The 22385-nt window shown below is 35.8% G+C and carries 19 protein-coding genes; 8 read left to right on the top strand and 11 right to left on the bottom strand.

All coding sequences use genetic code 11. From position 1 onward, the window contains the following. Nucleotides 1-101 precede the first annotated feature (101 nt). Complete coding sequence (locus CQ046_RS20650) at nucleotides 102-539, bottom strand: RNA-binding S4 domain-containing protein (RefSeq protein ID WP_105704078.1); 438 nt, start codon at nucleotides 537-539, stop codon at nucleotides 102-104. Nucleotides 540-594: 55 nt separating this feature from the next. Between CQ046_RS20650 and CQ046_RS20645 the strand changes: the two genes are divergently transcribed. Next, a complete protein-coding gene (locus CQ046_RS20645) occupies nucleotides 595-1365 on the top strand; it encodes a hypothetical protein (RefSeq protein ID WP_105704077.1) in 771 nt (256 codons plus the stop codon). 81 nt (nucleotides 1366-1446) lie between these two features. On the opposite strand, the gene CQ046_RS20640 is transcribed toward CQ046_RS20645, so the two are convergent. The 5 genes from CQ046_RS20640 to CQ046_RS20620 form a co-directional block, all read right to left on the bottom strand. Next, nucleotides 1447-2964 (bottom strand): FMN-binding glutamate synthase family protein, encoded by a 1518-nt coding sequence (locus CQ046_RS20640; protein WP_105704076.1) that lies wholly within the window; start codon nucleotides 2962-2964, stop codon nucleotides 1447-1449. 54 nt (nucleotides 2965-3018) lie between these two features. Then, nucleotides 3019-4365 (bottom strand): tRNA (N(6)-L-threonylcarbamoyladenosine(37)-C(2))-methylthiotransferase MtaB, encoded by a 1347-nt coding sequence (gene mtaB, locus CQ046_RS20635; protein WP_105704075.1) that lies wholly within the window; start codon nucleotides 4363-4365, stop codon nucleotides 3019-3021. Nucleotides 4366-4431: 66 nt separating this feature from the next. Further along, nucleotides 4432-5022: a DUF1572 family protein gene (locus CQ046_RS20630; RefSeq protein WP_105704074.1), complete on the bottom strand. Its 591-nt coding sequence runs from the start codon at nucleotides 5020-5022 to the stop codon at nucleotides 4432-4434. 88 nt (nucleotides 5023-5110) lie between these two features. Further along, a complete protein-coding gene (locus CQ046_RS20625; protein WP_105704073.1) occupies nucleotides 5111-7213 on the bottom strand; it encodes a T9SS type B sorting domain-containing protein in 2103 nt (700 codons plus the stop codon). A gap of 190 nt (nucleotides 7214-7403) precedes the next feature. Continuing rightward, on the bottom strand, nucleotides 7404-8201 hold the full coding sequence (locus CQ046_RS20620; protein WP_105704072.1) for a hypothetical protein: 798 nt from the start codon (nucleotides 8199-8201) through the stop codon (nucleotides 7404-7406). 205 nt (nucleotides 8202-8406) lie between these two features. Here CQ046_RS20620 and glgP point away from each other — a divergent pair, with 205 nt between their 5' ends. Beyond that, complete coding sequence (gene glgP, locus CQ046_RS20615) at nucleotides 8407-10071, top strand: alpha-glucan family phosphorylase (protein WP_105704071.1); 1665 nt, start codon at nucleotides 8407-8409, stop codon at nucleotides 10069-10071. Nucleotides 10072-10137: 66 nt separating this feature from the next. Here glgP and CQ046_RS20610 read toward each other — a convergent pair whose 3' ends face one another. Further along, nucleotides 10138-10326, bottom strand: a complete 189-nt coding sequence (locus tag CQ046_RS20610; RefSeq protein ID WP_105704070.1) for a DUF6496 domain-containing protein — start codon at nucleotides 10324-10326, stop codon at nucleotides 10138-10140. An 11-nt stretch (nucleotides 10327-10337) separates the two neighbouring features. After that, a complete protein-coding gene (locus CQ046_RS20605) occupies nucleotides 10338-10811 on the bottom strand; it encodes a hypothetical protein (RefSeq protein WP_105704081.1) in 474 nt (157 codons plus the stop codon). A 223-nt stretch (nucleotides 10812-11034) separates the two neighbouring features. On the opposite strand from CQ046_RS20605, the gene CQ046_RS20600 reads away from it, so the two are divergent. Continuing rightward, nucleotides 11035-13164, top strand: a complete 2130-nt coding sequence (locus CQ046_RS20600; RefSeq protein ID WP_105704069.1) for a S9 family peptidase — start codon at nucleotides 11035-11037, stop codon at nucleotides 13162-13164. Between the two features lie 68 nt (nucleotides 13165-13232). On the opposite strand, the gene CQ046_RS20595 is transcribed toward CQ046_RS20600, so the two are convergent. From CQ046_RS20595 to CQ046_RS23725, 3 genes are all read right to left on the bottom strand, one after another. After that, nucleotides 13233-14051: a GLPGLI family protein gene (locus tag CQ046_RS20595; protein WP_165790565.1), complete on the bottom strand. Its 819-nt coding sequence runs from the start codon at nucleotides 14049-14051 to the stop codon at nucleotides 13233-13235. A 7-nt stretch (nucleotides 14052-14058) separates the two neighbouring features. Further along, nucleotides 14059-15621: a vitamin K epoxide reductase family protein gene (locus CQ046_RS20590; RefSeq protein ID WP_105704067.1), complete on the bottom strand. Its 1563-nt coding sequence runs from the start codon at nucleotides 15619-15621 to the stop codon at nucleotides 14059-14061. 72 nt (nucleotides 15622-15693) lie between these two features. Beyond that, nucleotides 15694-15852: a hypothetical protein gene (locus CQ046_RS23725; RefSeq protein ID WP_165790564.1), complete on the bottom strand. Its 159-nt coding sequence runs from the start codon at nucleotides 15850-15852 to the stop codon at nucleotides 15694-15696. A gap of 284 nt (nucleotides 15853-16136) precedes the next feature. Between CQ046_RS23725 and CQ046_RS20580 the strand changes: the two genes are divergently transcribed. From CQ046_RS20580 to CQ046_RS20560, 5 genes are all read left to right on the top strand, one after another. Further along, complete coding sequence (locus CQ046_RS20580; protein WP_105704065.1) at nucleotides 16137-17792, top strand: peptide MFS transporter; 1656 nt, start codon at nucleotides 16137-16139, stop codon at nucleotides 17790-17792. Nucleotides 17793-17924: 132 nt separating this feature from the next. Continuing rightward, nucleotides 17925-19679, top strand: coding sequence for a peptide MFS transporter (locus CQ046_RS20575; RefSeq protein WP_105704064.1), 1755 nt, complete (start codon nucleotides 17925-17927; stop codon nucleotides 19677-19679). A gap of 58 nt (nucleotides 19680-19737) precedes the next feature. Continuing rightward, nucleotides 19738-20136 (top strand): DUF1016 N-terminal domain-containing protein, encoded by a 399-nt coding sequence (locus tag CQ046_RS20570; RefSeq protein WP_228407007.1) that lies wholly within the window; start codon nucleotides 19738-19740, stop codon nucleotides 20134-20136. An 84-nt stretch (nucleotides 20137-20220) separates the two neighbouring features. Continuing rightward, the gene (locus tag CQ046_RS20565) at nucleotides 20221-21732 is read left to right on the top strand and encodes a peptide MFS transporter (RefSeq protein WP_105704062.1); all 1512 of its coding nucleotides are present in this window, start codon (nucleotides 20221-20223) and stop codon (nucleotides 21730-21732) included. A gap of 41 nt (nucleotides 21733-21773) precedes the next feature. Further along, a complete protein-coding gene (locus CQ046_RS20560) occupies nucleotides 21774-22307 on the top strand; it encodes a thioredoxin family protein (protein WP_105704061.1) in 534 nt (177 codons plus the stop codon). Nucleotides 22308-22385 lie beyond the last annotated feature (78 nt).

Raw genomic sequence — 22385 nt, 5'->3', positions numbered from 1 at the left:
GCAGGTGGTGATCCTGCTAAAGTCTTCAAAACATAAACACAAAAAATATGGCCGGAATTTCTTCCGACCATAACTGCTATCTCTAGAGCTTTTTTTATTTTTTAATCTTCATTTTCTTCATCACCACCTGTCTCTCCAAAGAAATCATCCCAGTCTGTAAAATCAGAATCAACATCATTACCCACATAATCATCCATCTCTCGTCTGTCTTTTTTGGTAGGTCTCCCTTCTCCTTTGTTTCTGTAATAATCTTGTGACATTTTACGAAGTTTCAATAATTCGTACTGGTCTTTATCAGTAATATCCTTGATATGAAGGGAAACAAGCTTAGCTCCTATTCTGCTTTTAGGAATCTGAATTACCTTTATTTTATAATCAATCTGATTCTTACGGATTTTAATAGTATCTCCTTCTTTTACCTCTTTAGATGACTTTACGGCAGACGTTCCTATAGAAACTCTATTCTTTTTAATCTCCTCTGCTGCAATACTTCTCGTCTTATAAAAACGAATGCTCCATAAAAATTTATCTATTCTCATAATTTTTTATACTTTTGCCGTTATATTATTTGTAAAGTAATTAAAGTTTTTTGAAATGAAAAAAATATTTTTATATATCCTTGCAGGATCTTTGTGTTTTTCTGCTTGTAAGAAAGATGATGACACGTCAACCTATGTAGAACCGGAAGATATTACTACGCAGAACACCTATGATGATCAGGCCATCAAGAAGTTCATGGATGAGAACTATCTCGATGCACAAGGAAATATAAAGGCATTCAGTTCTACAGATACTGCAGATGATAATGAAAAAAAATTATCTGAGCTAAATCCTGTAACACTTCCTTCAGGAACTATTTATATCATGAGAAACGGAGCTCAGCCTTCACCAGCAGAAGAGCAGGTTATTGGCAGCACGGATATTCTTAAAGTAATGATGAAAGCCACTACTTATCTGGCAATCAATACAGACGGACAGTCTTTATTTACTGCGGCTACAGATTTCATGAATACAATCAATGGAACCGGAATTCCTGCGATTGACCCTAAGTTCTATTATATTTCTGATGTAGACGGTAAAAAAGATCCATTGATCGAAAATGCAACTACTGATGCTGCAAAACAAAGAAGTTACTATGAGATTGAAGGATTCCGTGAAGCAATGCAAAAGTTTAAAGCATTTAATAACTATCCTACTGCATCACCCTATAACCTTCAGGGGGTAATTATTGTTCCTTCAAGAGCTGCTTTCGCAAGAGATCCTTATTTCCCTTACAATTATCCAGGTTACAGCCAGGTAATTTCATTAAGAAATAAAACTTTTGTTTTCAACTTCCAGGTGTATAACAGAGCTACAAGACCATAAGATATAACATCAAAGTTTACATAAAATAAGAACCCCGCAATGATTATTGCGGGGTTTATTTATATTGATATTTTTATCAGTTTAAGATCTTGCCTTCTGTTTTACATTTCCTAAGATATCCGGGAAATAAAGGTCTGCAAGGTGGTCGAATTCATCTCCTCTCATAAACATGGTAGCATCAACTTCTTCATAAGAGCTTCTTCCCGCAGCAGCAATCAGTTCATTACAGGTATGAAGTGTGTTTTTATGGAAGTGATATACTCTTTCGGCCTTATCAGTTACATCAAGCCCTTTGATAAGCATTTTATCCTGTGTAGCAACTCCTGTAGGACAGTTGTTTGTATTACATCTCAACGCCTGTATACATCCTAGAGAGAACATAAAACCTCTGGCATTGTTACACATATCAGCCCCCATTGATATAGCTCTCAGAATATCCAGGCTGGTAAGAACTTTCCCACTGGCAATGACTCTTAATTTATTTCTTACGTTATAATTGTTAAGTGTTCTGTTCACAAAGATCAAAGCGGGTTCCAATGGCATCCCTACTCCATCTGAAAACTCCGGCGGAGCTGCTCCCGTTCCTCCTTCCGCACCATCTATCGTAATAAAATCTGGATAAATTTTCAGTACATTCATCTGAACGCAGATGTCCTCAAATTCTTTGGTATCTCCGATACAAAGCTTAAAGCCTACCGGTTTTCCCCCTGAAAGTTCTCTCAGATGCTGTACGAACCTCAGCAGTCCTGCTGCATCTGAAAATGAAGTATGTGATGGTGGTGAAATAACAGTCATACCCGGTGTTACATGACGGATGGCTGCAATTTCCGGCGTATTTTTTACGCCTGGAAGTACACCTCCGTGTCCTGGTTTTGCTCCCTGTGATAATTTGATCTCAATCATTTTCACATTAGGGAGTGTAGCATATTTTTCAAAAAGCTCAGGATTGAACTTTCCTTCTGCGTCGCGACATCCGAAATATCCTGTCCCAATCTGCCAGCAAAGATCACCTCCTTCCATGTGGTGAGGTGAAATTCCTCCCTCTCCTGTATTATGGTAAAAATTTCCTTTTTTTGCACCTCTGTTTAATGAAATCTGAGCTCTGTCACTCAATGCTCCGAAACTCATTGCAGAAATATTGAATAATGACGCATGGTAAGGCTGTGTACACTGCTCTCCTCCAACCCATACTCTCGGAAGTTCTTCTGATGGTGATTTGGCATAAATAGAATGCTTGATGCCTTCATATTTTCTGTGATTCACTTCCAGTTGTGTACCAAAGGCTACGGTATCACTTAGGTTTTTTGCACGTCTATATACTGCAGAACGCTGATTTCTTGGAAATGGTTTCCCGTCTGTTTCCCTTTCAATAAAGTATTGCTGCATTTCGGGTGAAATACTTTCGAAAAAATACCTGAAGTATCCCAATACTGGAAAGTTCCTCAAAATAGCATGTTTCGACTGGTAAGCATTGTAAACACCCAATGCATAGATGGCGGATAACAGCGTTGGTATCCAATAATGCGCTCTGATCAGCAGTGCTATAATCCATGTAGCAGCTACTGATACAATTCCCCAAGATAAAAACTTATCTCTCATGAATGTAGTATTTAAAAGTTTAAAAATAAATTTAGTAGAATTTTTGCAAAGAGCCTATGCTTTTGCTAAAAAACTTTGGTAAGAAGATTGCACAGAAACCGTGCCATCTGACAGGATTTTTTCTAAATTTAGAAATTCGATTTGGTTTATTGATGCAGGATCAAAATCTTTCTGGACTCTCACATAGTTTTCTGTGAAGCCAAACATTTTCCCGTCTTTATTTTCGTGCTCCCAAAGAACAGGAAGCGTTTTTCCAAGTTGTGTCTTATAGAATGCCATTTTCTTCTTTTCAGAAAGAATTCTAAGCATTTTATTACGTTTTTTTCTTTCAGGTATCGGAACAATACCGTCCATTGCAGCAGCCTCCGTATTTTCTCTTTCTGAATAGGTAAATACGTGAAGGTAAGTAATAGGAAGTTCATTAAGGAAATTATAAGTTTCCATAAATAATTCCTCTGTTTCTCCCGGGAATCCTACAATAACGTCTACACCGATAGCCGCATCAGGCATTACCTCGCGGATCTTGTTAACTCTGTCATTGTACAGTTTTGTCAGGTAACGGCGTTTCATCTTTTTCAAAAGATCATCGCTTCCGGACTGTAACGGGATATGAAAATGCGGAACAAAGCTTTTACTTTTAGAAACCAGTTCTATACTTTCATCTTTTAAAAGGTTGGGTTCAATAGAAGATATACGGATTCTTTCGATCCCTTCTACTTTATCCAATTCTGAAATAAGATCAAGGAATGTATGCTCGTGTCTTTTATTTCCAAATTCTCCTTTACCATAATCACCGATATTTACCCCTGTAAGAACAATTTCTTTAATGTCTTTTGCAGCAATTTCAGTGGCATTTCTGAGAACATTTTCGATAGTATCGGAACGTGAAATTCCTCTGGCTAACGGAATGGTGCAATAAGTACACTTATAGTCGCAGCCATCCTGTACTTTCAGGAAAGCTCTGGTTCTGTCTCCGATAGAATAACTTCCGATAAAGAAGTCGGTTTCTTCAATTTCACATGAATGAACTACTCCCTCACTTTCAGATTTCTCCAAATCGTCAAGATAGCTCAGAATATTGAATTTTTCTTTTGCACCTAAAACAAGGTCAACCCCTTCAATCTGTGAAATTTCTTCAGGTTTTAGCTGTGCGTAGCATCCTACAATAACGACCAGTCCTTCCGGATTGGCTTTCATTGCTCTTTTTACGTGAAGTTTACACTCACGGTCTGCATTTTCTGTCACAGAACAGGTATTGATAACATACACATTCGCTTTATCATCAAAACCTACCTTGTCATAACCTGCATCTGTTAATTGACGGGCAATAGTAGATGTTTCTGCAAAGTTTAATTTGCAGCCAAGTGTATGAAACGCGGCAGTTCTATGAAAAGTAGACATTTGTTACTCCTGAATTTTATGGGTGCAAAGATAGTAATTTTAATAATAATCCAAGATTGATTGAATCTATTGTTTATATTCGTCCCTTACTTCAGGACTGTTTTGAAAGCAGATGGGAGATGAATTGGCATCAGGTTCATAGGTTGAAAATTTCGTTTTCATTTCAGTATTAAACTCTTGAGAACGGTTTCTGGCAATAGACAAGGTATTCCAGTCTTCATTTTTTATCATTTTAGCGATATAAACAATCTGACCGATATGATATGGGTAATGAGCCAGCTGTCTGAGAACAGCATCAATCACCGGGTGTGCTTCACCTCTGATATACGTTAAAGAATAGAGATTATCATCATTTATTTTTTCCAGAGCTTCAAAAAAACATTTCCAGCCCTGTTCCCAAAAATCCAGAACCTGCTCTTTAGTGGTAAAGGTATTGACAAATTCTCCGTCACGGTTGCGCCAGGGTTTCTCTCCGTCTTCTGTCAGGAAATTGGTCCATCTTGACAGCATATTTCCTGCGATATGTTTCACTATTATCGCAATAGAATTACTTTCTTCATTCTGCTGCCAGAACATCTGATCATCCGTCAATTGGCCGAATGTCTTATCACCAAGAGATTTATAGTATTCAAAGCGTTTTACAAAAAGGTCTTTCATGCTTTCTATTTTGCTATCTAATGTAACACCTTTAGAAAAATAAAACCACCTCAGATGAAGTGGTTTTATCTATGTATTTTATTGATTGTTATTCTCTGTTTTTTACGAGTACCCAACCGCTAAATTTGATGGGCGTATTCTTCTTATCATTTTCATTCCATGTGATAGAATACCAGTATGTTCCGGTAGGCACTCTTCTTCCGCCCTGGGTACCATCCCATTTATAGCCGTTTGATCGGTCTGCCTGGAAGATTTTGTTTCCATATCGGTCAAAAACATTCATGATCAGGTTTTGTTTATTGGCTAATGCTGAATAATCGATCATATCATTTACTCCATCGGCATTAGGGGTAATCACGTTGACTAAATTTGGCACTACAATTCCTATTTCTATAGGATCGCAGTCGTAGGCATCTTTTACATATACTTTGTGATCTCCTCTTGAAAGATTATTGAATACGTTGGAGTCCTGCCAGATAATATTATCAATTGAATATTTATAAGCAGGATTTCCTCCTATAACAGATATTGTGATGGTATTATTTGAAATATCAATACCGGAAACAACAGGCTGATCGGAAGGAAGTACTTTCACCGTTTGTGTCGTAATACATTCTCCGGTTTTCAGTTTTACCCAATATACTCCGATTCCTACTTTGATGGTTCTTGTAGTAGCTCCTGTACTCCATTCATAACTTTTAAATCCGGCTCCTGCATCCAGCGTTGTCTGGTCTTCTGCACAAATGGTCACATCCTTAAGCGTATCAGAATATACAGGTGCAATAACGACTAAAGTAATACGGGCTACGGCATAACATCCCTGAGCATTGGAAACTCTTACATACACAAATCCATTAGGTGCAATATAATTATTGGCATTCAGAATTTCATTGGTTTGATTAATAGCGTCTGACAATGAAGGATAATATTTCTTTGTAGGATTCGTCTGTCCTGTTACTGACGCATTTACGAGATTGAAAGAGGCTGTGGATGGATTGGCTTCGATGAAACATGATCTCAAGGTAACCTCATTCACTATCACTACCGGATTAAATTTCAGGGTAATCTGTGCGATGGCAATACAGCCAAACTCAGATATTACCTTTACATAAATAACCCCTTCCGCAGATACAAAAGCCATAGGAATTGTAATTTCATTGATACCGGCATTGAGATCCGCCATCGTGTGATAATATTTCTTCGTAACATTTGGGTTGGCGATAATGTCTGCCGTTGTTAAATCAAATAAAGCAGTTCCTGCATTATTATTGTTACAGGCAGTTAATGTTACATTTTTAACTGTTATAGCTCCGTTTTTGAATTTAAATGTTCCAACCTGTTTACATTTATTAAGCGGATTGGTTGCGTTCGTAGGATCGGTATAATTGATACTGTAATAATAAACCGTAGTTGTATTGACTGTTATAGGAGTTGTAATAGGATTATTCCCCGTTAAGGCATCATTCTGAGTCAGGTGATAACTTACACCAAAGTTCTGATTTCCATTGAGAATCCCTGCGGATAATGTAGAAAAATCAAATAAAGTTGTAGGAGAACATATTACCACTTCTCTTGGGTCTGCAGGATTTGCAGCCGGAATTCCAGGAGGAATAAATGGCTGGGTCTGAATACCTGGGTCTGTAAATGGGGAAGCCAGCGTAGCAGTTCCACCCCAGGTTAAAGAAAATGGAGCTGTTGTAGAACTTGTGGCACTTACCCAGTTGTCGATAAACAAATAATAAGTTTGTCCCGGCAAAACGTCCAGGTATCTGCAATAAGGAGTCAGAGAACCTCCGGCAGCACTTAAAAGAGTACTGGTCATATTTAATCCCGTTGCAGGACCCGGCCCGATAACGGTTGCGGCATTACATCGTATAGGTGATCCCAAACTTCCACAGGTTACATTAGGACCAAAAATGGCCCAGTCATAATCGGCATCCGGATTATTGGGAACCAGATCGAAAGTAAGTGTTCCTCCGGTAGCTATTGTAATTTTATACCAGATTGAGTTGTGCTCTCCGGTAAAATCTATACAACTTCCGGAATTCACCAATTCTTTTATGTTACCGTATCCTGTAGGGCTATAAGTGATATTTGAGTTTCCGCAAACTGAAAGCGCCGTAGCACAATCTGCCTGAGAATAATAAACATGAGAGATACACAGAAGTATGAAGAGTAAAAGTTTTCTCATAGATTATATGTTTTTGTGGTTTATTAGTTATACATCATATTGATATTCAACGTACATCAAATATACCTATATTTTAATTACAAACAACAAAATCCATATAATTTTAAACTATTTTAAATTAAAACATCAAATGATTTAATATTATTCATCTTAATCCAAATTAAAGCGAAGAATAACCAAACTCAAAACTTTATTTAATACTTGTAATATTTCCACACAGGTTTTCGAGGTGGAATATTTTATGAAAAGGGCTTTTTACTTCTTTCAAATGCTCTTTATCTTGAATAAAAGTATATCTTGAGGCGATAGAATTCATATCCGAAACAATCACCAGCCAGCATTCATCCACAGAGGTATCATAGTAAGGAAATTTTTCATTTTTCTTTTCAATGAGTTCCAGAATTTTCTCTGAGCATAGCTCATCAAAAAGGTTCATATTATATTCATGAGTGATGAAAACATTTCTTCGGTGGAAGGATTTTCTAATGCTTTTTACGCAGCCTATCGCTTTATTTTTTTTAATGCTTTTATAGATACTAATAATATTTTCCTGCTGTACTTCCAGATTATCAAATTTTGTTTCCGGATGGAATTCTAAAAAATAAACACCACGATATTTCGTAGTGTCTTCCTGTTCTAATAATATTTCTGCCTGACGGAACATCTTGTTCAAAGTACTCTCCACTTTCTTCATTTCCAGATGGTTGATTACTTCAGTCAATTCTATTCCGATTTTTTTGTCGTTTAATTTTGCGATAAAGTCCGGACTCTCGCAGGTAAGGTTTTCAAATTTCACATCGGGGAAATGATGCATAAAGGAGTTAAGTAGAAGAATCTCTGATTTCTTTCTATATTTTTCACGATCATGAAGCGGAGATTCGTCTATCGTACGATGATACTTTTCCATCGGCTTTTTTTTCAAATGCCTGTTCAGGTAGTATAAGCTAAGATTCTTTATCAGATCTTCCTCAGAAAACGTCTTTTTCATGTGTGATTTTTTTATTTAATTAAAGAACACATGCAGCCATGGGCTTTCATCGTTAAAAGTTTTTGATAATCAAAAATTTACACACTTAAAGGTAAGTAAAAAAACTATTCAATACTTAGTTTTACGATTAATTTATCTATTAATTAATGTAAAGTTTATTTTCATAATTAATACCTTTGCCTTTTTTAAACACAAATACTTATTTATGGATTTTAAGAATTTCAGAATACCTTACAATATCAACCCCCAATATTCCAAAAAAACCGCCTATTTTTCAATGGAATTTGCCATTGAGCAAGTACTAAAAATATACTCGGGAGGACTTGGATTCCTGGCAGGATCTCATATGAGAAGTGCTTATAATCTTAAGCAGGACCTTATCGGAATCGGTATCCTATGGAAATTTGGTTATTATGACCAGGCAAGAAATCATGATCAGACGCTACAGCCAGTATGGACAAAAAAGATGTACAGCTTTCTTGAAGATACTGGAATAAAATTTCAGATCGAAATCCACAGTGCTCCGGTTTGGGTAAAAGTATGGTATCTTGATCCGGAGATTTTCAATACAGCACCCATGTTTTTCCTTTCTACCGATGTTCCGGAAAACGATCATGTTTCCAAAACAATCTGCCACAAGCTGTATGATGCCAATGAATCTACTAAGCTTGCACAATATATTTTATTAGGAAAGGGAGGTGCTAAGCTACTGGACGAAATGAATGCAGAAAGAGATGTGTATCATCTTAACGAAGCTCACGGACTTCCGGCAGCGTTTCATCTTTTAAGAAAATACAACGGCGATTTTAACAAAGTCAGAGAAAAACTGGTTTTCACCACCCATACTCCGGAAGAAGCAGGAAATGAAAAACATAATTTCAAACTGTGTTATGACATGTCTTATTTCTCCGGTTACAGCATGGAAGAGGTAAAAAAGATTGAAGGTTCCAATGACGACCGTTTCAATCACTCTCTTTGTGCATTAAGAATGGCAAGAATTGCGAATGGAGTTTCCCAGCTTCATGGGGTAGTTTCCAGAGCGATGTGGAGTAAATATCCCGGCATTTGCGAAATTACGTCGATCACCAATGCTCAGGAGTTTAAATATTGGGCAGATAAACCTTTATACAATGCAAAAGACGAGAATGAGGCAGCTGTTTTCGACATCCGTAAAAAGCATTTAAAAAAACAACTTTTCAGCATTGTTGCGGATCAGACAGGGAATTTATTTGATCCTAATGTCTTCACAATTGTCTGGGCGAGAAGATTTGCAGGCTATAAAAGAGCTGATCTCCTTTTACATGACAAAGAGAGATTCTACAGGCTTTTGAACAATCCGAAATATCCGGTACAGATAATTTGGGCTGGAAAACCTTACCCAATGGATTACTCTGCTATTTCTACATTCAATACTTTGGTGGAAGAAAGTAAATATCATAAAAATATAGCGGTTCTGACAGGTTATGAGCTTTCTTTAAGTAAATCTTTAAAACAAGGTTCTGATGTATGGCTTAACAATCCAAGAGTTCCAAGAGAAGCTTCGGGAACATCAGGTATGACGGCTGCTATGAATGGCTCAGTAAATTTATCTACAGATGACGGCTGGATCCCTGAATTTGCTAAACATGGAGAAAATTCTTTCGTAGTTCCTAAAGCAGATTATCATAACATGAGTATTTATGAGCAGGATAATTATGATTTAAACAAACTATACGAAATCCTGGAAAACGAAATTCTTCCAACCTATTACGACCGGCCTGACGAGTGGAGAAAAATCCAGCACAATGCAATGAATGATGTGAAAGATCATTTCAACAGCGACAGAATGGCTGATGAATATTACAGACTACTTTACAACGAAGCGAAATAACCCATTTGCTTTTCGTTTTTCAATAAAAATGCCCGGGAAATATTTCCGGGCATTTTCTATTGAAGTTTAGTTGTTTTTTTTCTTTGGAGGTACCTTTAAACCTTCTTCCCTTGCTTCAGAAATACCAATGGCAATGGCTTGCTTTCTGTTGGTCACTTTCTGTCCGGAAGAAGATTTCAGTTTTCCTTCCTTAAATTCATGCATTACTTTTCCTACTTTGTCCTGAGCTTTGTCTGAATATTTTGTTTTGCTCATGATCTGATTTTTTAAGATTTTGGCAGGGAAACCCCTAGTTCATATACACAGGCATGTTTCAAATACTTTGAACGTTCTCTCGATGTTACCGATTCAAAATGATCATTTTTGATGACAATAATCGGGTCTTCTATATTTTCAATTTCAAAATTGGCAAAATACCGCTCATCCGGACTTGTCTTATCATTTCTTGCTTTTATTTTCTGCAGTTCATCCGCATATTTCCGGAATCCCGGATCTGAGGAATGGATAAATTTGTATTCTTCACCTGCATCTACATGGTAATGAAGTTTTTTCTCTATCAAACCTGCTTCATCAGTAATTTCGGGGTTATCATTTCCGTCTCTAAACACTACTTCCACCAATGTTCCTCCTTTCTTATGAGCGCACTCTTCCGCATCATTAAAGCTGGAAAAACCTGTATAAATAATCTGATCGTTCAATACATAACGATTCAGTTTCTGGTTATATGCATTCGTTTCCATAATTATCATTTGATTTGATTTATACTTATTATATATTCAATTTTTTTGCCAAATTGCCTTTTTTAAGAAATTTCATTAATGAATATTTTCAATTACTCCAGATTCGAAAACTGAAAAAACATTTTCCCTGAAAGATGAAGAAAAAATGACACCTAACTCTGATTTTTATTTTATATGGTTATGTAAGTAAGAATTATTAAATTTGGAATCATTAAAATTGAAAATGAAAAAACTCCTTTTAACTCTTACTGTGGCTGCGGTATTTCAAAATGTGTCAGCACAGGAAATTACTTTAGATAAAATATATTCAGGATATTACCGTGGAAAAGGGATCGCTGGGATTACTTCAATGAAAAACGGAGAAAATTATCTTGTGATTGAACCATCGGGGATTGCAAAATATTCTTACAAAACTTCGCAGAAAGAAGGAAATCTTGTAGACGGAAAGTTTGAAAGTTATATTTTTTCTGATGATGAATCTAAAATTCTTTTACAGACAGGAAGCCAGCCTATTTATAGACATTCTTTCTTAGGAAAATTTGATGTAAAAGATTTAAAATCCGGAAAAGTAATCAGCCTGAATGAAGGTAAAACGGTACAGGAGCCAACATTTTCACCAGATGCAACAAAAGTGGCATTCATTTCTGACAACAATTTGTTCTATCAGGATCTTACCTCAGGAAAAATCACTCAGATTACAACTGACGGTAAAAAGAATGCTATTCTGAATGGGTTAGCAGATTGGGTTTATGAAGAAGAATTCGGACACGCAAGACAATATGAGTGGACAAAGAATTCTGATGCTATCGTATTTGTAAAATCTGATGAAAGCCAGGTTCCGGAAATCTATATTCCAATCTACGGAAAAAGCCTTTACCCGGCTGAAATGCGTTATAAATATCCAAAAGCAGGTGAGAAAAACTCTGTGGTTTCAGCACAGCTATACCGTCTTGATAACGGGAAAACAATGCAGCTGAATTTAGGTTCTTTCAAAAATTACTACATATCGAATGTATTCCAGACTGCAAAACCGGACGAGATTGTTTTAATTACATCTGAAAGAATTCAGAATGCTTCAGATATTTTAAAAATAAATACTAAAACAGGAGCTGTTCAGAAATTATTCACCGAAACAGATGATAAGTGGATTGATACAGACAGCCCTACTCTAGAGTTCCTTGAGGATGATTCTTTCCTTTGGTCTTCTGAAAGAGACGGAAACCGCCACCTTTACTGGTATGACAAAGATGGTAAGCTTAAAAAACAGATCACAAAAGGAAACTGGGAGGTAACGGATTATTATGGTTTTAATCCAAAATCCAAAGAAATTTACGTTCAGACTACTGAAAAAGGAAGTATTAATAAGGTAGTTTCCAAAGTAAATATTGAAAACGGAAAATCTCAGCTGATCTCTAATGCAGAAGGAAACAATTCTGCTAATTTCAGCAAAAACTATAATTACTTCATTGAAACTTCTTCTACTGCTGCAAGACCTTACACTTATGTTTTGAAAGACGGAAACGGAAAAGCAGTGAAAGAGCTTCAGAACAACAATGATCAGTTACAGAAATTAAAAACGGATAATTTTGTAGAAAAAGAATTCATCACCATTCCAAATGCTGTAGGTGACCAAATGAATGCCTGGATCATGAAGCCTAAAAACTTTGATCCGAATAAAAAATATCCTCTGTTTATGTTCCAATATTCAGGACCAGGATCTCAGCAGGTTGCCAACTCATGGGACAACGGAAATGCAATGTGGTTCAACCACCTTGTACAAAAAGGATATATTGTGGCCTGCGTAGATGGACGTGGAACTGGCTACAAAGGAGCAAAGTATAAGAAAGTAACCTATATGAACTTAGGAAAATATGAGATTGAAGATCAGATCACAGCAGCTAAGTGGTTCGGAAACCAATCTTATGTTGATAAGAGCAGAATCGGAATGTTCGGATGGAGCTTCGGTGGTTATATGACCAGCTTAGCAATGACGAAAGGAGCTGATGTTTTCAAAGTGGGAATTGCTGTAGCACCGGTAACGAACTGGAGATATTATGACTCTGTATATACCGAAAGATTTATGAGAACACCTCAGGAAAACCCTGATGGATATGATAAAAACTCTCCTACGGAATATGCTAATCTGTTGAAAGGAAAATTCTTATTAATTCACGGAACGGCTGATGACAATGTTCACTTCCAGAACTCTATGGAATTCTCCGAAGCTTTGATTCAAAACAAAAAACAGTTTGACTTCATGGCTTATCCTGATAAAAACCACGGAATTTATGGTGGTCAGACAAGACCTCAACTGTATCAGAAAATGACGGATTTTATCCTGAATAATCTATAAAATATCAAATTTACACCTAACAAAATCCCTTTCAGAAGTTCTGAAAGGGATTTTTAATAGCATATTTATCAAGGATATTTTACAGCTTTATCCAGTTCTATAGGATTATTAAAGCCTTTTATTTTTTTTCTTTCGTTGGCTTCTGCAGGCTTCAGCTGCTCTTTGGAAAGAACAGTTCCGTCATCAAGCAGCAACTTTTTTCCTTCAGGAATTGTAAGATTTCCATTCAAAACATATTTAAAAGGATTGGAATAAAGATCTAATTTCAATTTATTCAGTTCTTTCTCATTAACAGGAATAGCTCTGGAGGTAAAACTTTCTAGTGAAATATGCTGATAACCTTCCGGAATTTTTTCAGTTTTGATGACTTTAAAGTAATAATCTTTTTTTGTATCATAGAGCTCCATAATCAATCCGGGTAAACCATTGAATTTATAGGGTCCGTAAGAAATTGGGATATCTTTGGAAAACCAAGCAATCCAACTTCTTCCACCAAACTCCGTTACAGCTCTTTGAACGTGATAACCTTCAAATGTTTTGATACTATCTGAAATTTTCCAACTCTGTTCTGCTTTTCCGTTAATTTTATAGAAGTTCACATCACCAATATATTCATAGTTTTGATAGGATAAATTATTCTTTTTTTTGATGAGAAAAGAGGTCAGTCTGTTAATTGGAGATTGTCCGGTAATGGTAAACACAGAATCCCTAATATAATACAACCTGTTATAATAGGTTATATCTCGTTTTGTGATGTCCAGATAGTAATTTTCTTTAGTAATATCTTTTAAGGTTGAATCTTTCTTGTATTTCACCTCATAGATAAACCTGTTGTTTTGAGAAAACATCATGCATGTTCCCAGAAATAGAAATAATAAATTTTTCATAATTAATTTAATTTTCAGATAAAAATTCAGGGATAAAGAACTCCAGATCTGCTCTCTCATACTGAATCGGATATTCCATATCATTCATAAAGATATTAGGCGTAAAATGCACACTATTGCTGCTTACCCACTTTTCGTGTCCTTTTAATACAGCAAGCGCATTCTCTGAACTTCCAAAATATTTAGAATATTTTTTATACCATCCATTTTTGTTTTCACTATACCCTTGAACATCATACCAACCGTTTAGCGCTTCCAGAAATTCTATTTTATTTTCGCTATTGATATAAATATTAGTGAGATTTATATGAACCATTCTGTTATCCAAATCATCTCTGCTAAGGTCTACATCAAAGAAAATATTAATTCTCAGTTCATCAGAGTACTTCCTGACCAGCTTCAGAAAAACAGGATAAAATTCTTTACAATGCTTACAAAAAGGATTCGTAACAAAGGTCAAAGTTTGATCTGCATTTTCATTTCCAAATACAAAAGCGCTTGAAAAATCTTTATTTGTCAACCTTTTCTGCAAAGACAAATTATTTTTGAAAAACTGATAATTTCTTCTGAATTTTAAATTTCTTTTAAGGGTATTTTCATCTTTCTGTGCATTTTTATTTTTTGCTCGAAGGTTCAACAAAACGATGAGTGTACCGAAACAGCCAATGATAAATAAGGCTACAGCACTGCTCTCAATTGGTTTATTTCTAAAGAAAATAAGATTAGATGCGATCAACTGAATACAAACAGAAGCTATGATTACCAGACAGACAGGGCAATATTTTTTAACCACAAACATCTGGTAGAATAATGATAAGAGAGCTACGGGTATGAATGCAAATAACCCATACCGATAGACCTCAAAAAAGAATTCAATATTTTTTATCAGACTCAATACAATAAAACATACTAATTGACTGGTAAAAAACAGAAGTGAAATCTCAGATAAATCTATCTTATTAAAAACTTTCCATTTTTTTGAATTAAAAACCAGGTCACAATCTGTATTCAGATAATCACTTTTGCATACTCCCACCGGTATGAATGTTCCTTTTCCATGAGTTTTTTTGTAAGCTTCATAGGCAAAGATAAATCCGATAAGACCAGTAGCTGCAAAGATTAATTTCAAAACCAGATTAGAGGAATCATATCCGAAAAGAAACAGAAATAACAAAACTACAATTCCCCAATTAACAGAGGCATACTGAAATTTTGATTTTGTGTGGAGCTGCTCTTCAGATGGATCTACAACCAGTATTATATTTTCCCATTCTGAAAAAAAATTTTCCGTTGGAGAACCATTAACTGTTATTTTATTATTTCTATTGTTTACAACAGTTAGCTCTCCTTCTACTAAAGCCAAAAAATCCTCAGGTAAAATATCTTTTTCATCATTGTCAATTCTGTAACTGTAATTTTCAATATTGAAAAAGTTTAAAGCATCAGAAAATGCCAGAAGGCTTGGGAAATCCGGATGCCCTTCCAGTTGAAGTTCAAACTCATCCTTATCAATATATATTTTATGATCATCCAGATAATTGATAACAGCCGTATAACTTTTGCGTGTCATTTTAATATCTCTTTTTACATTTCAAAAAAATAGCAACAGTTTCCTGTTGCCATTTTAAAAGATTTATACCAATTATCCACAACAAAAAGTACCATTGCAATAAGAATCACCATTTCCATTATGCGTGTTGGCACAAGCTGCATTCGTACATCCACATCCTACGCCTTCACTAGGAGCGACCATTCCTCCTTTAATTTTTCTTTGCTCATCTCTGGATAAAATTCCTTTCATCTTTTTTAAATCAAGTTTTTTCATAAAAATGTTTTTTAATGATATGCCACTATTGACATTGACGAAAGTAGAAAACAAATATCACTATGAAAGGAAATACATATGTATATTTTTTGCGTTTTGACTTTCCTTTAAATTGCCGGATGTGTACAGATTTTTATATATAGAAAACAGTTACGCACATTCATATTTCCTATTCATTTCATTAATCATATACGTCTATATTATTTATTTTATCAATTGAAATTAAAAACCTATTTTTGGGAAATTTGAAAATTGAATATATGAAGACTAAACATCCTAAAGGGCTGCCCTTTCTCTTTTTTACAGAAATGTGGGAGCGTTTCGGGTACTACCTGATTCTTGGAATCTTTGTTCTGTATGTTATTGAGCCTACTGGTATGAAGGGAGGGCTTGGACTGCCAGACAAAACTGCTGATGATATTTTCGGAACTTACATTGCCTTAACTTATCTGACCCCTTTCATTGGAGGATTCCTGGCAGACAGAGTGTTGGGATATATTAAATCTATTTATCTGGGTGGTTTTTTAATGGCTGCGGGATATATAGGAATGGGTGTTTTTAAAGATTTACCATTATTTTATGCCTCTTTAGCATTAATTATAATAGGAAATGGTTTCTTTAAACCTACTATTTCAACCTTATTAGGAAACCTTTATTCTGAGGAACCTTATAAGGCCAATAAAGACTCCGGATATAATATTTTCTATATGGGAATCAATATCGGAGCATTTATCTGTAACATTATTGCCGCTTTCATGCGTAATAAATTCGGCTGGGGTGAGGCTTTTATCACTGCCGGAGTTGGAATGTTGATCGGGATGGTTATTTTTACGATCGGTAGAAAGCATTACATTCATGCTGCACAGATGAAACCAGTACAGGAAGGAGATACAAAGCTTTCAGAAATTATGCTGAAAGTATTTGTACCAGCTATTGTTGCAGGAGCCATAGGTTGGTTTATTCCTAATAATATCTTCGGAAGCGATAGTACGGATGCTTTTATTTTTGCATGTGTTCCTGTAATTTACTTTTATGCCTCTCTTTACTTTAAAGCTAAACCTAATGAAAAAGCATCGATAGGAGCTTTATTATCCGTATTCCTGATCAGTATGTTCTTCTGGGCTGTTTTCAAACAAAACGGAACAGCTTTGACAAGATGGGCCAATTATTATACAGACAGAAGTGTTCCTGCTTCTCTTGAAAAACCATTGGAAGGAATTTATATGGTGGACGGAAAAAGCTATGAAGACAAAGAAACACCTGTTTATGATAATCAGTTCCGTTCTCAAAAAGATGATAACGGGGAAACGAAGAAAGAAATGGGGAAAGATGTTTATTTTAAAAACATTTCACCTGAGCAGCGTGCTGCCCTTGAGAAAAACCCTGAAAATAAAGTCTACCTGTACAATACGGAATTATTCCAGTCTATCAACCCGTTCTGGGTAATTGCTCTTACTCCTGTTATTGTAGGATTCTGGGCGTTATTGAGAAGAAAAGGCAAAGAACCGCTGACACCTACAAAAATTGTCTTAGGATTATTCATTTCCGGACTTTCCTGTCTGGTGATGGTTTTAGCTGTAATGGCCGGAGATAACGGAGCTGTGAAAGTATCTCCATTATGGCTGGTAGCCAGTTATGGAGTAATTACTATCGGTGAACTATGTCTGTCTCCTATGGGACTTTCCTTTGTATCCAAACTTTCTCCTGCAAGGATTACAGCATTGATGATGGGAGGTTTCTTCCTGGCCAATTCTGTTGGAAATAAGCTTTCGGGAATCCTTGCAAGTACATGGTATAACTACGAAAACAAGACAAATTATTTCCTGGTGAACTTCGCTTTGTTAATATTTGCTACACTTTTAGGTCTTTCTATGTTAAAAAGACTGAACAAAATCATGAAAGAAAAAGGACATTAATCCTTGATATTATAACGATTAGCAAGCTGCGGAATAGTTCCGCAGCTTTTTTATTTAAAAATAAAATTAAAACCTTGCCAAAAACCCAAAATAAACTATATTTGTCAGTCTTAACAAAAATTAACAATAGAAATGGATAATATTGAAGCATTGAGTCCGAAACCGGATGAATTTGTAGAGAATAAGAATTCCAGGCATCCTAAAGGATTATGGGTTCTTTTCGGAACAGAAATGTGGGAGCGTTTCAACTTTTATGGAATGAGAGCTCTTTTGACGCTCTTCATGGTAAATTCCTTATTAATAAAAGAAGCTGATGCTGCGATCATCTATGGTGGATTTCTAGCTTTATGTTATTTAACACCTCTTTTGGGAGGATTTATTGCTGATAAATATATAGGAAACAGATTTGCCATCATCATTGGTGGATCATTAATGGCTATTGGCCAGTTCTTATTATTCATCAGTGCTTCTACCTTCTCCGCAGATTTGGGTAGTTCCAAAATGATCATGTGGCTGGCATTATTCGTTATTATTTTTGGTAACGGATTCTTCAAACCGAATATTTCCTCAATGGTAGGAAGCCTTTATCCTAAGCAGGAAAAGTCTAAACTAGATTCTGCTTTTACCATTTTCTATATGGGGATCAACATCGGAGCATTCTTAGGCCAGTTTATCTGTCCATACGTAGGAGACGTAAAAGATGCAACAACTGGAGTAAGAGATATCTTTGCTTTCAAATGGGGATTCTTAGCAGCTTCTATTGCAATGGTAATCGGAACTGTAACATTCTTTATCCTTAAAAACAAATATGTAGTAACTCCGGAAGGAAGACCTATCGGAGGGTTACCGAAAAATAATACAAGTGCTGACTTTGAAGAAGGAGAAACACAAACTGCTAAATTTTCAGGTCAGGCTTTAGGAATTACAGGAGGAATATTTGTTGTTTTATTCTTTGTTTTCAGATACCTTCTTGTAGGTGAGTTTGGATTCAATTCCGTAGAAATGGGACAACTGATCAAAGGAATCATTTATCCATTCATTTATTCAGCTGGTATTGCTCTTGCCTTCTTAATCATGTCTTCTGCAGAAAATAAAGTAGAAAGACAGAGAATCTGGGTAATCTATATTGTATCTTTCTTTATTATTTTCTTCTGGGCTGCATTTGAACAAGCGGGATCTTCCTTAACATTTATTGCAGATAACCAGACAGACAGAAATATTTTCGGATGGAATATGCCTCCTTCAATGGTTCAGATCTTCAACGGTATTTTTGTAGTTCTTCTAGCGGTTCCTTTCAGTTTATGCTGGGACAAGTTAAGAGCTAAAGGAAAAGAACCGGTATCTCCGTTCAAACAAGCAATGGGACTAGCATTAATTGCTCTTTCTTATTTCATCATTGCACACAATGTAAAAGATCTTGGAAACTCAGGATTATTAGCCATCAAATGGTTAATGTTACTATATTTCATCCAGACTTGTGGTGAGCTTTGCCTTTCTCCAATTGGTTTATCATTGGTAGGTAAACTTGCTCCAAAAAGATTTGCTTCATTACTATATGGTGTTTTCTTCATTTCTAATGCTGCTGGTTATGCATTGGCAGGTTCATTAGGAGCGCTTATCCCTGCAACAGGTGATAAATTCAAGAAAGCTGAAGAATTGGGAGTTAACTTACAGGATGTTTTGGATAAAAAAGTGACCTTGACAGCTGATCAGATAGCCGCTTTCGATAAAGCCCAGCTTCCGTTACACAACCCTACTTTTGTAGGATTTGAAATTCACAATCTATTCGAATTCTTCATGGTATTCGTAGTTCTTTGTGGTATTGCTTCTGTGATTTTAGGTTTAATTTCACCGATCTTAAAGAAAATGATGCACGGTGTAAACTAATTGTATCAACAAAATATAATAAAACCTCTGCCAAGTCAGAGGTTTTTTTTATTTTCGTATGATGGAAATCTCCGAAGATTCTTTATTCCAATCCGTAAAGGAAATCATTAGACAGTCGCGCGAAAAGGTTTTTCGAATAGCGAATTCTACGCTACTGCTTACCTACTGGGAAATTGGAAAACTTATTGTTGAAGATGAACAACAGGGAAAAGAACGCGCAGAATATGGAAAGTATACACTGAAAAAGCTTTCTGAAAAACTCACTTTGGAATTTGGAAAAGGTTTTGATGAAAGTAACTTAAGAAATAGGCATTCATTTTATCATGCATTTCCAATATGTGACGCATTGCGTCACATATTGAGTTGGACTTATTACATATTTTTCCAACTCAAAATGATCAAAACAATTTATTTGCCAGCAAATACCTGCTGTACCTCCCAAAAGAAGAAGAATTAAAACAAATTATTGATCAGGATAGAATTCGTTTTGAACTGGATCAGGAAAATAAAAACCCTAATTAGAACTTAATCATATATCATTATGAGCTTAACTTTAGATGAAATACAAAATTTCAAAGGAAAATATCCCAGACAAATCTGGAGCCTGTTTTTCTCTGAAATGTGGGAACGTTTCTGTTTCTACGGAATGCGTGGAATGCTGGTTTTCTTTATGATCTCACAGCTTAACTTCCATGAAAAAGAAGCTAACCTTCAATATGGTGCAACCCAGGCCTTCGTATATGCCTTCACTTTTGTTGGAGGTCTTTTTGCCGATAAAATTTTAGGATTCCGAAAATCCCTGTTCTGGGGTGGTCTTCTAATGATCGTAGGAAGTTTAATTCTTGCCACAGATCCTCACAAATTCTTTTTCTTAGGAATAGCATTCACTGTAGTAGGGACAGGTTTCTTCAAACCTAATATTTCATCTATGGTAGGTCAACTTTATAAACCTAATGATTCAAGAGCGGATGCAGGATTCTCACTTTTCTATGCGGGAATTAATCTTGGGGCATTATTAGGAGGTTATTTGTGTATTGCCATCGGTAAAGGAGAATTCCTGAGTAATGTGATTGCAGAAGAAATGAGATGGCACATTGCATTTGGACTGGCTTCAATTGTTATGATAATAAGCTTAATTAACTTTGTATTTACTCAAAGAACATTGGGTACTATTGGGCTACAGCCAGGACATCCTCTGGCGGAAGAAAAAACAGCACCAATACCAAAATGGAAAGAATATGGAGTCTATATTTTGTCATTGGTTTTTGTACCGATCATTATGACAATGGTTGCTAAAACAGAATATACGGATTATTTTATGTGGACAATTGGGCCATTAACTTTAATCTATCTATTCTATGAAATGTCTAAAGTAACAGCTTCAGAGCGTAAAAAGCTTTGGGCAGCTTTAGTTTTCATTATATTCTCCATCATATTCTGGGGAATTTATGAACAAAGTGGAGGTTCTTTAAGTATTTTCGCGGCTAAAAATCTAAACAAAGACCTTTTAGGATTAGACCCAAATGGGGTGAATAACTCAGGAGGAGCTTTCTTCATTATTTTCCTTGCTCCATTGATTGGACTTCTTTGGATCTGGCTAAACAAGAGAAAAATTGAACCCAACACGATTATCAAATTCGGATTAGGATTTATTTTCTTAGGATTAGGGTATTATGTCTTATTTGCGACCCGTCTGTTTGCAGATCTTCAAGGAATCACTTCACTGAATTTCTTCACACTGGCATTATTAATCATTACCCTTGGGGAATTGTGCCTCTCTCCTATCGGATTATCCATCATGACCAAGCTTTCTACAAAGAATCTTCAGGGAATGATGATGGGAATGTGGTTTCTCGCTTCAGCCTATGGACAGTATGTAGCAGGGATTATCGGAGCCAGTCTTGCTACCGCAAAAAAAGGATCTACCAACTATGATGAATCGATCACTTATACTGATGGATATAAACAATTGGGATTATATGCGGTAATTGCCGGAGTGGTATTAATTTTGATATCTCCGTACGTGAAAAAATTAATGCAGGATGTAAAATAAAAAATAAGTAATTATGCTTATTTTTACCTAAATATCACAATATGAAGAAAATTTTAAGCATAGTACTCTTACTTTTATTGAATTTTAGTTTTGCCCAGGTAAAGTGGATGACCATTGAGGAAGCTTTGAAAGCCCAAAAGGAAAGTCCAAAAAAGATACTGATTGATTTCTATGCAGACTGGTGTGGCCCATGCAAAATCATGGATAAAAAAACTTACGGGCATCCTGTGATTGCTCAGATTTTAAATGAGAATTACTATCCTGTAAAGTTCAATGCAGAAGAAAAAAAGAGCATCGAGATCTTTGGAAGGACATTTTCCAACCCTGATACTGAGCATAAAAAAGGGAAAAACTCTCTCCATGAGTTTACACAATATATGAATGTAGGAGCCGTCCCAAGTACAGTATTTCTGGACGGACATGGAGATCCTATCACCATTCTTCAGGGAGAGCTTTCAGCAAAAGAACTGGAGCCTTATCTTGAACTGATCTCAAAAGATTTGTTCAAAAAGATCAAAACGAGAGAACAGTGGGAAGATTACCAGAAAAAATTCAAATCTAGAATCAAAGATTAATTTAGAACTTTGAAACCTGATTGTAAGGTTCAATTCTAAAAATTCACTATAGAGACTTCCAATTTTTTTGGAAGTCTT

Source organism: Chryseobacterium sp. MYb7 (assembly GCF_002979455.1).
GTDB lineage: Bacteria > Bacteroidota > Bacteroidia > Flavobacteriales > Weeksellaceae > Chryseobacterium.
Note: the sequence above shows the minus strand (reverse complement) of the source record. Positions and strands in the feature narration are given on the sequence as shown.

Excerpts from the sequence above, each read along its gene's own strand:
- CQ046_RS20560 (WP_105704061.1), top strand. The coding sequence starts at position 21,774 with ATGAAGAAAATTTTAAGCATAGTACTCTTACTTTTATTGAATTTTAGT.
- CQ046_RS20580 (WP_105704065.1), top strand. The coding sequence starts at position 16,137 with ATGAAGACTAAACATCCTAAAGGGCTGCCCTTTCTCTTTTTTACAGAA.
- CQ046_RS20640 (WP_105704076.1), bottom strand. The coding sequence starts at position 2,964 with ATGAGAGATAAGTTTTTATCTTGGGGAATTGTATCAGTAGCTGCTACA.
- CQ046_RS23725 (WP_165790564.1), bottom strand. The coding sequence starts at position 15,852 with ATGAAAGGAATTTTATCCAGAGATGAGCAAAGAAAAATTAAAGGAGGA.
- CQ046_RS20605 (WP_105704081.1), bottom strand. The coding sequence starts at position 10,811 with ATGGAAACGAATGCATATAACCAGAAACTGAATCGTTATGTATTGAAC.
- glgP (WP_105704071.1), top strand. The coding sequence starts at position 8,407 with ATGGATTTTAAGAATTTCAGAATACCTTACAATATCAACCCCCAATAT.
- CQ046_RS20590 (WP_105704067.1), bottom strand. The coding sequence starts at position 15,621 with ATGACACGCAAAAGTTATACGGCTGTTATCAATTATCTGGATGATCAT.
- CQ046_RS20645 (WP_105704077.1), top strand. The coding sequence starts at position 595 with ATGAAAAAAATATTTTTATATATCCTTGCAGGATCTTTGTGTTTTTCT.
- mtaB (WP_105704075.1), bottom strand. The coding sequence starts at position 4,365 with ATGTCTACTTTTCATAGAACTGCCGCGTTTCATACACTTGGCTGCAAA.
- CQ046_RS20565 (WP_105704062.1), top strand. The coding sequence starts at position 20,221 with ATGAGCTTAACTTTAGATGAAATACAAAATTTCAAAGGAAAATATCCC.
- CQ046_RS20610 (WP_105704070.1), bottom strand. The coding sequence starts at position 10,326 with ATGAGCAAAACAAAATATTCAGACAAAGCTCAGGACAAAGTAGGAAAA.
- CQ046_RS20570 (WP_228407007.1), top strand. The coding sequence starts at position 19,738 with ATGATGGAAATCTCCGAAGATTCTTTATTCCAATCCGTAAAGGAAATC.
- CQ046_RS20625 (WP_105704073.1), bottom strand. The coding sequence starts at position 7,213 with ATGAGAAAACTTTTACTCTTCATACTTCTGTGTATCTCTCATGTTTAT.
- CQ046_RS20620 (WP_105704072.1), bottom strand. The coding sequence starts at position 8,201 with ATGAAAAAGACGTTTTCTGAGGAAGATCTGATAAAGAATCTTAGCTTA.
- CQ046_RS20650 (WP_105704078.1), bottom strand. The coding sequence starts at position 539 with ATGAGAATAGATAAATTTTTATGGAGCATTCGTTTTTATAAGACGAGA.
- CQ046_RS20575 (WP_105704064.1), top strand. The coding sequence starts at position 17,925 with ATGGATAATATTGAAGCATTGAGTCCGAAACCGGATGAATTTGTAGAG.
- CQ046_RS20595 (WP_165790565.1), bottom strand. The coding sequence starts at position 14,051 with ATGAAAAATTTATTATTTCTATTTCTGGGAACATGCATGATGTTTTCT.
- CQ046_RS20600 (WP_105704069.1), top strand. The coding sequence starts at position 11,035 with ATGAAAAAACTCCTTTTAACTCTTACTGTGGCTGCGGTATTTCAAAAT.
- CQ046_RS20630 (WP_105704074.1), bottom strand. The coding sequence starts at position 5,022 with ATGAAAGACCTTTTTGTAAAACGCTTTGAATACTATAAATCTCTTGGT.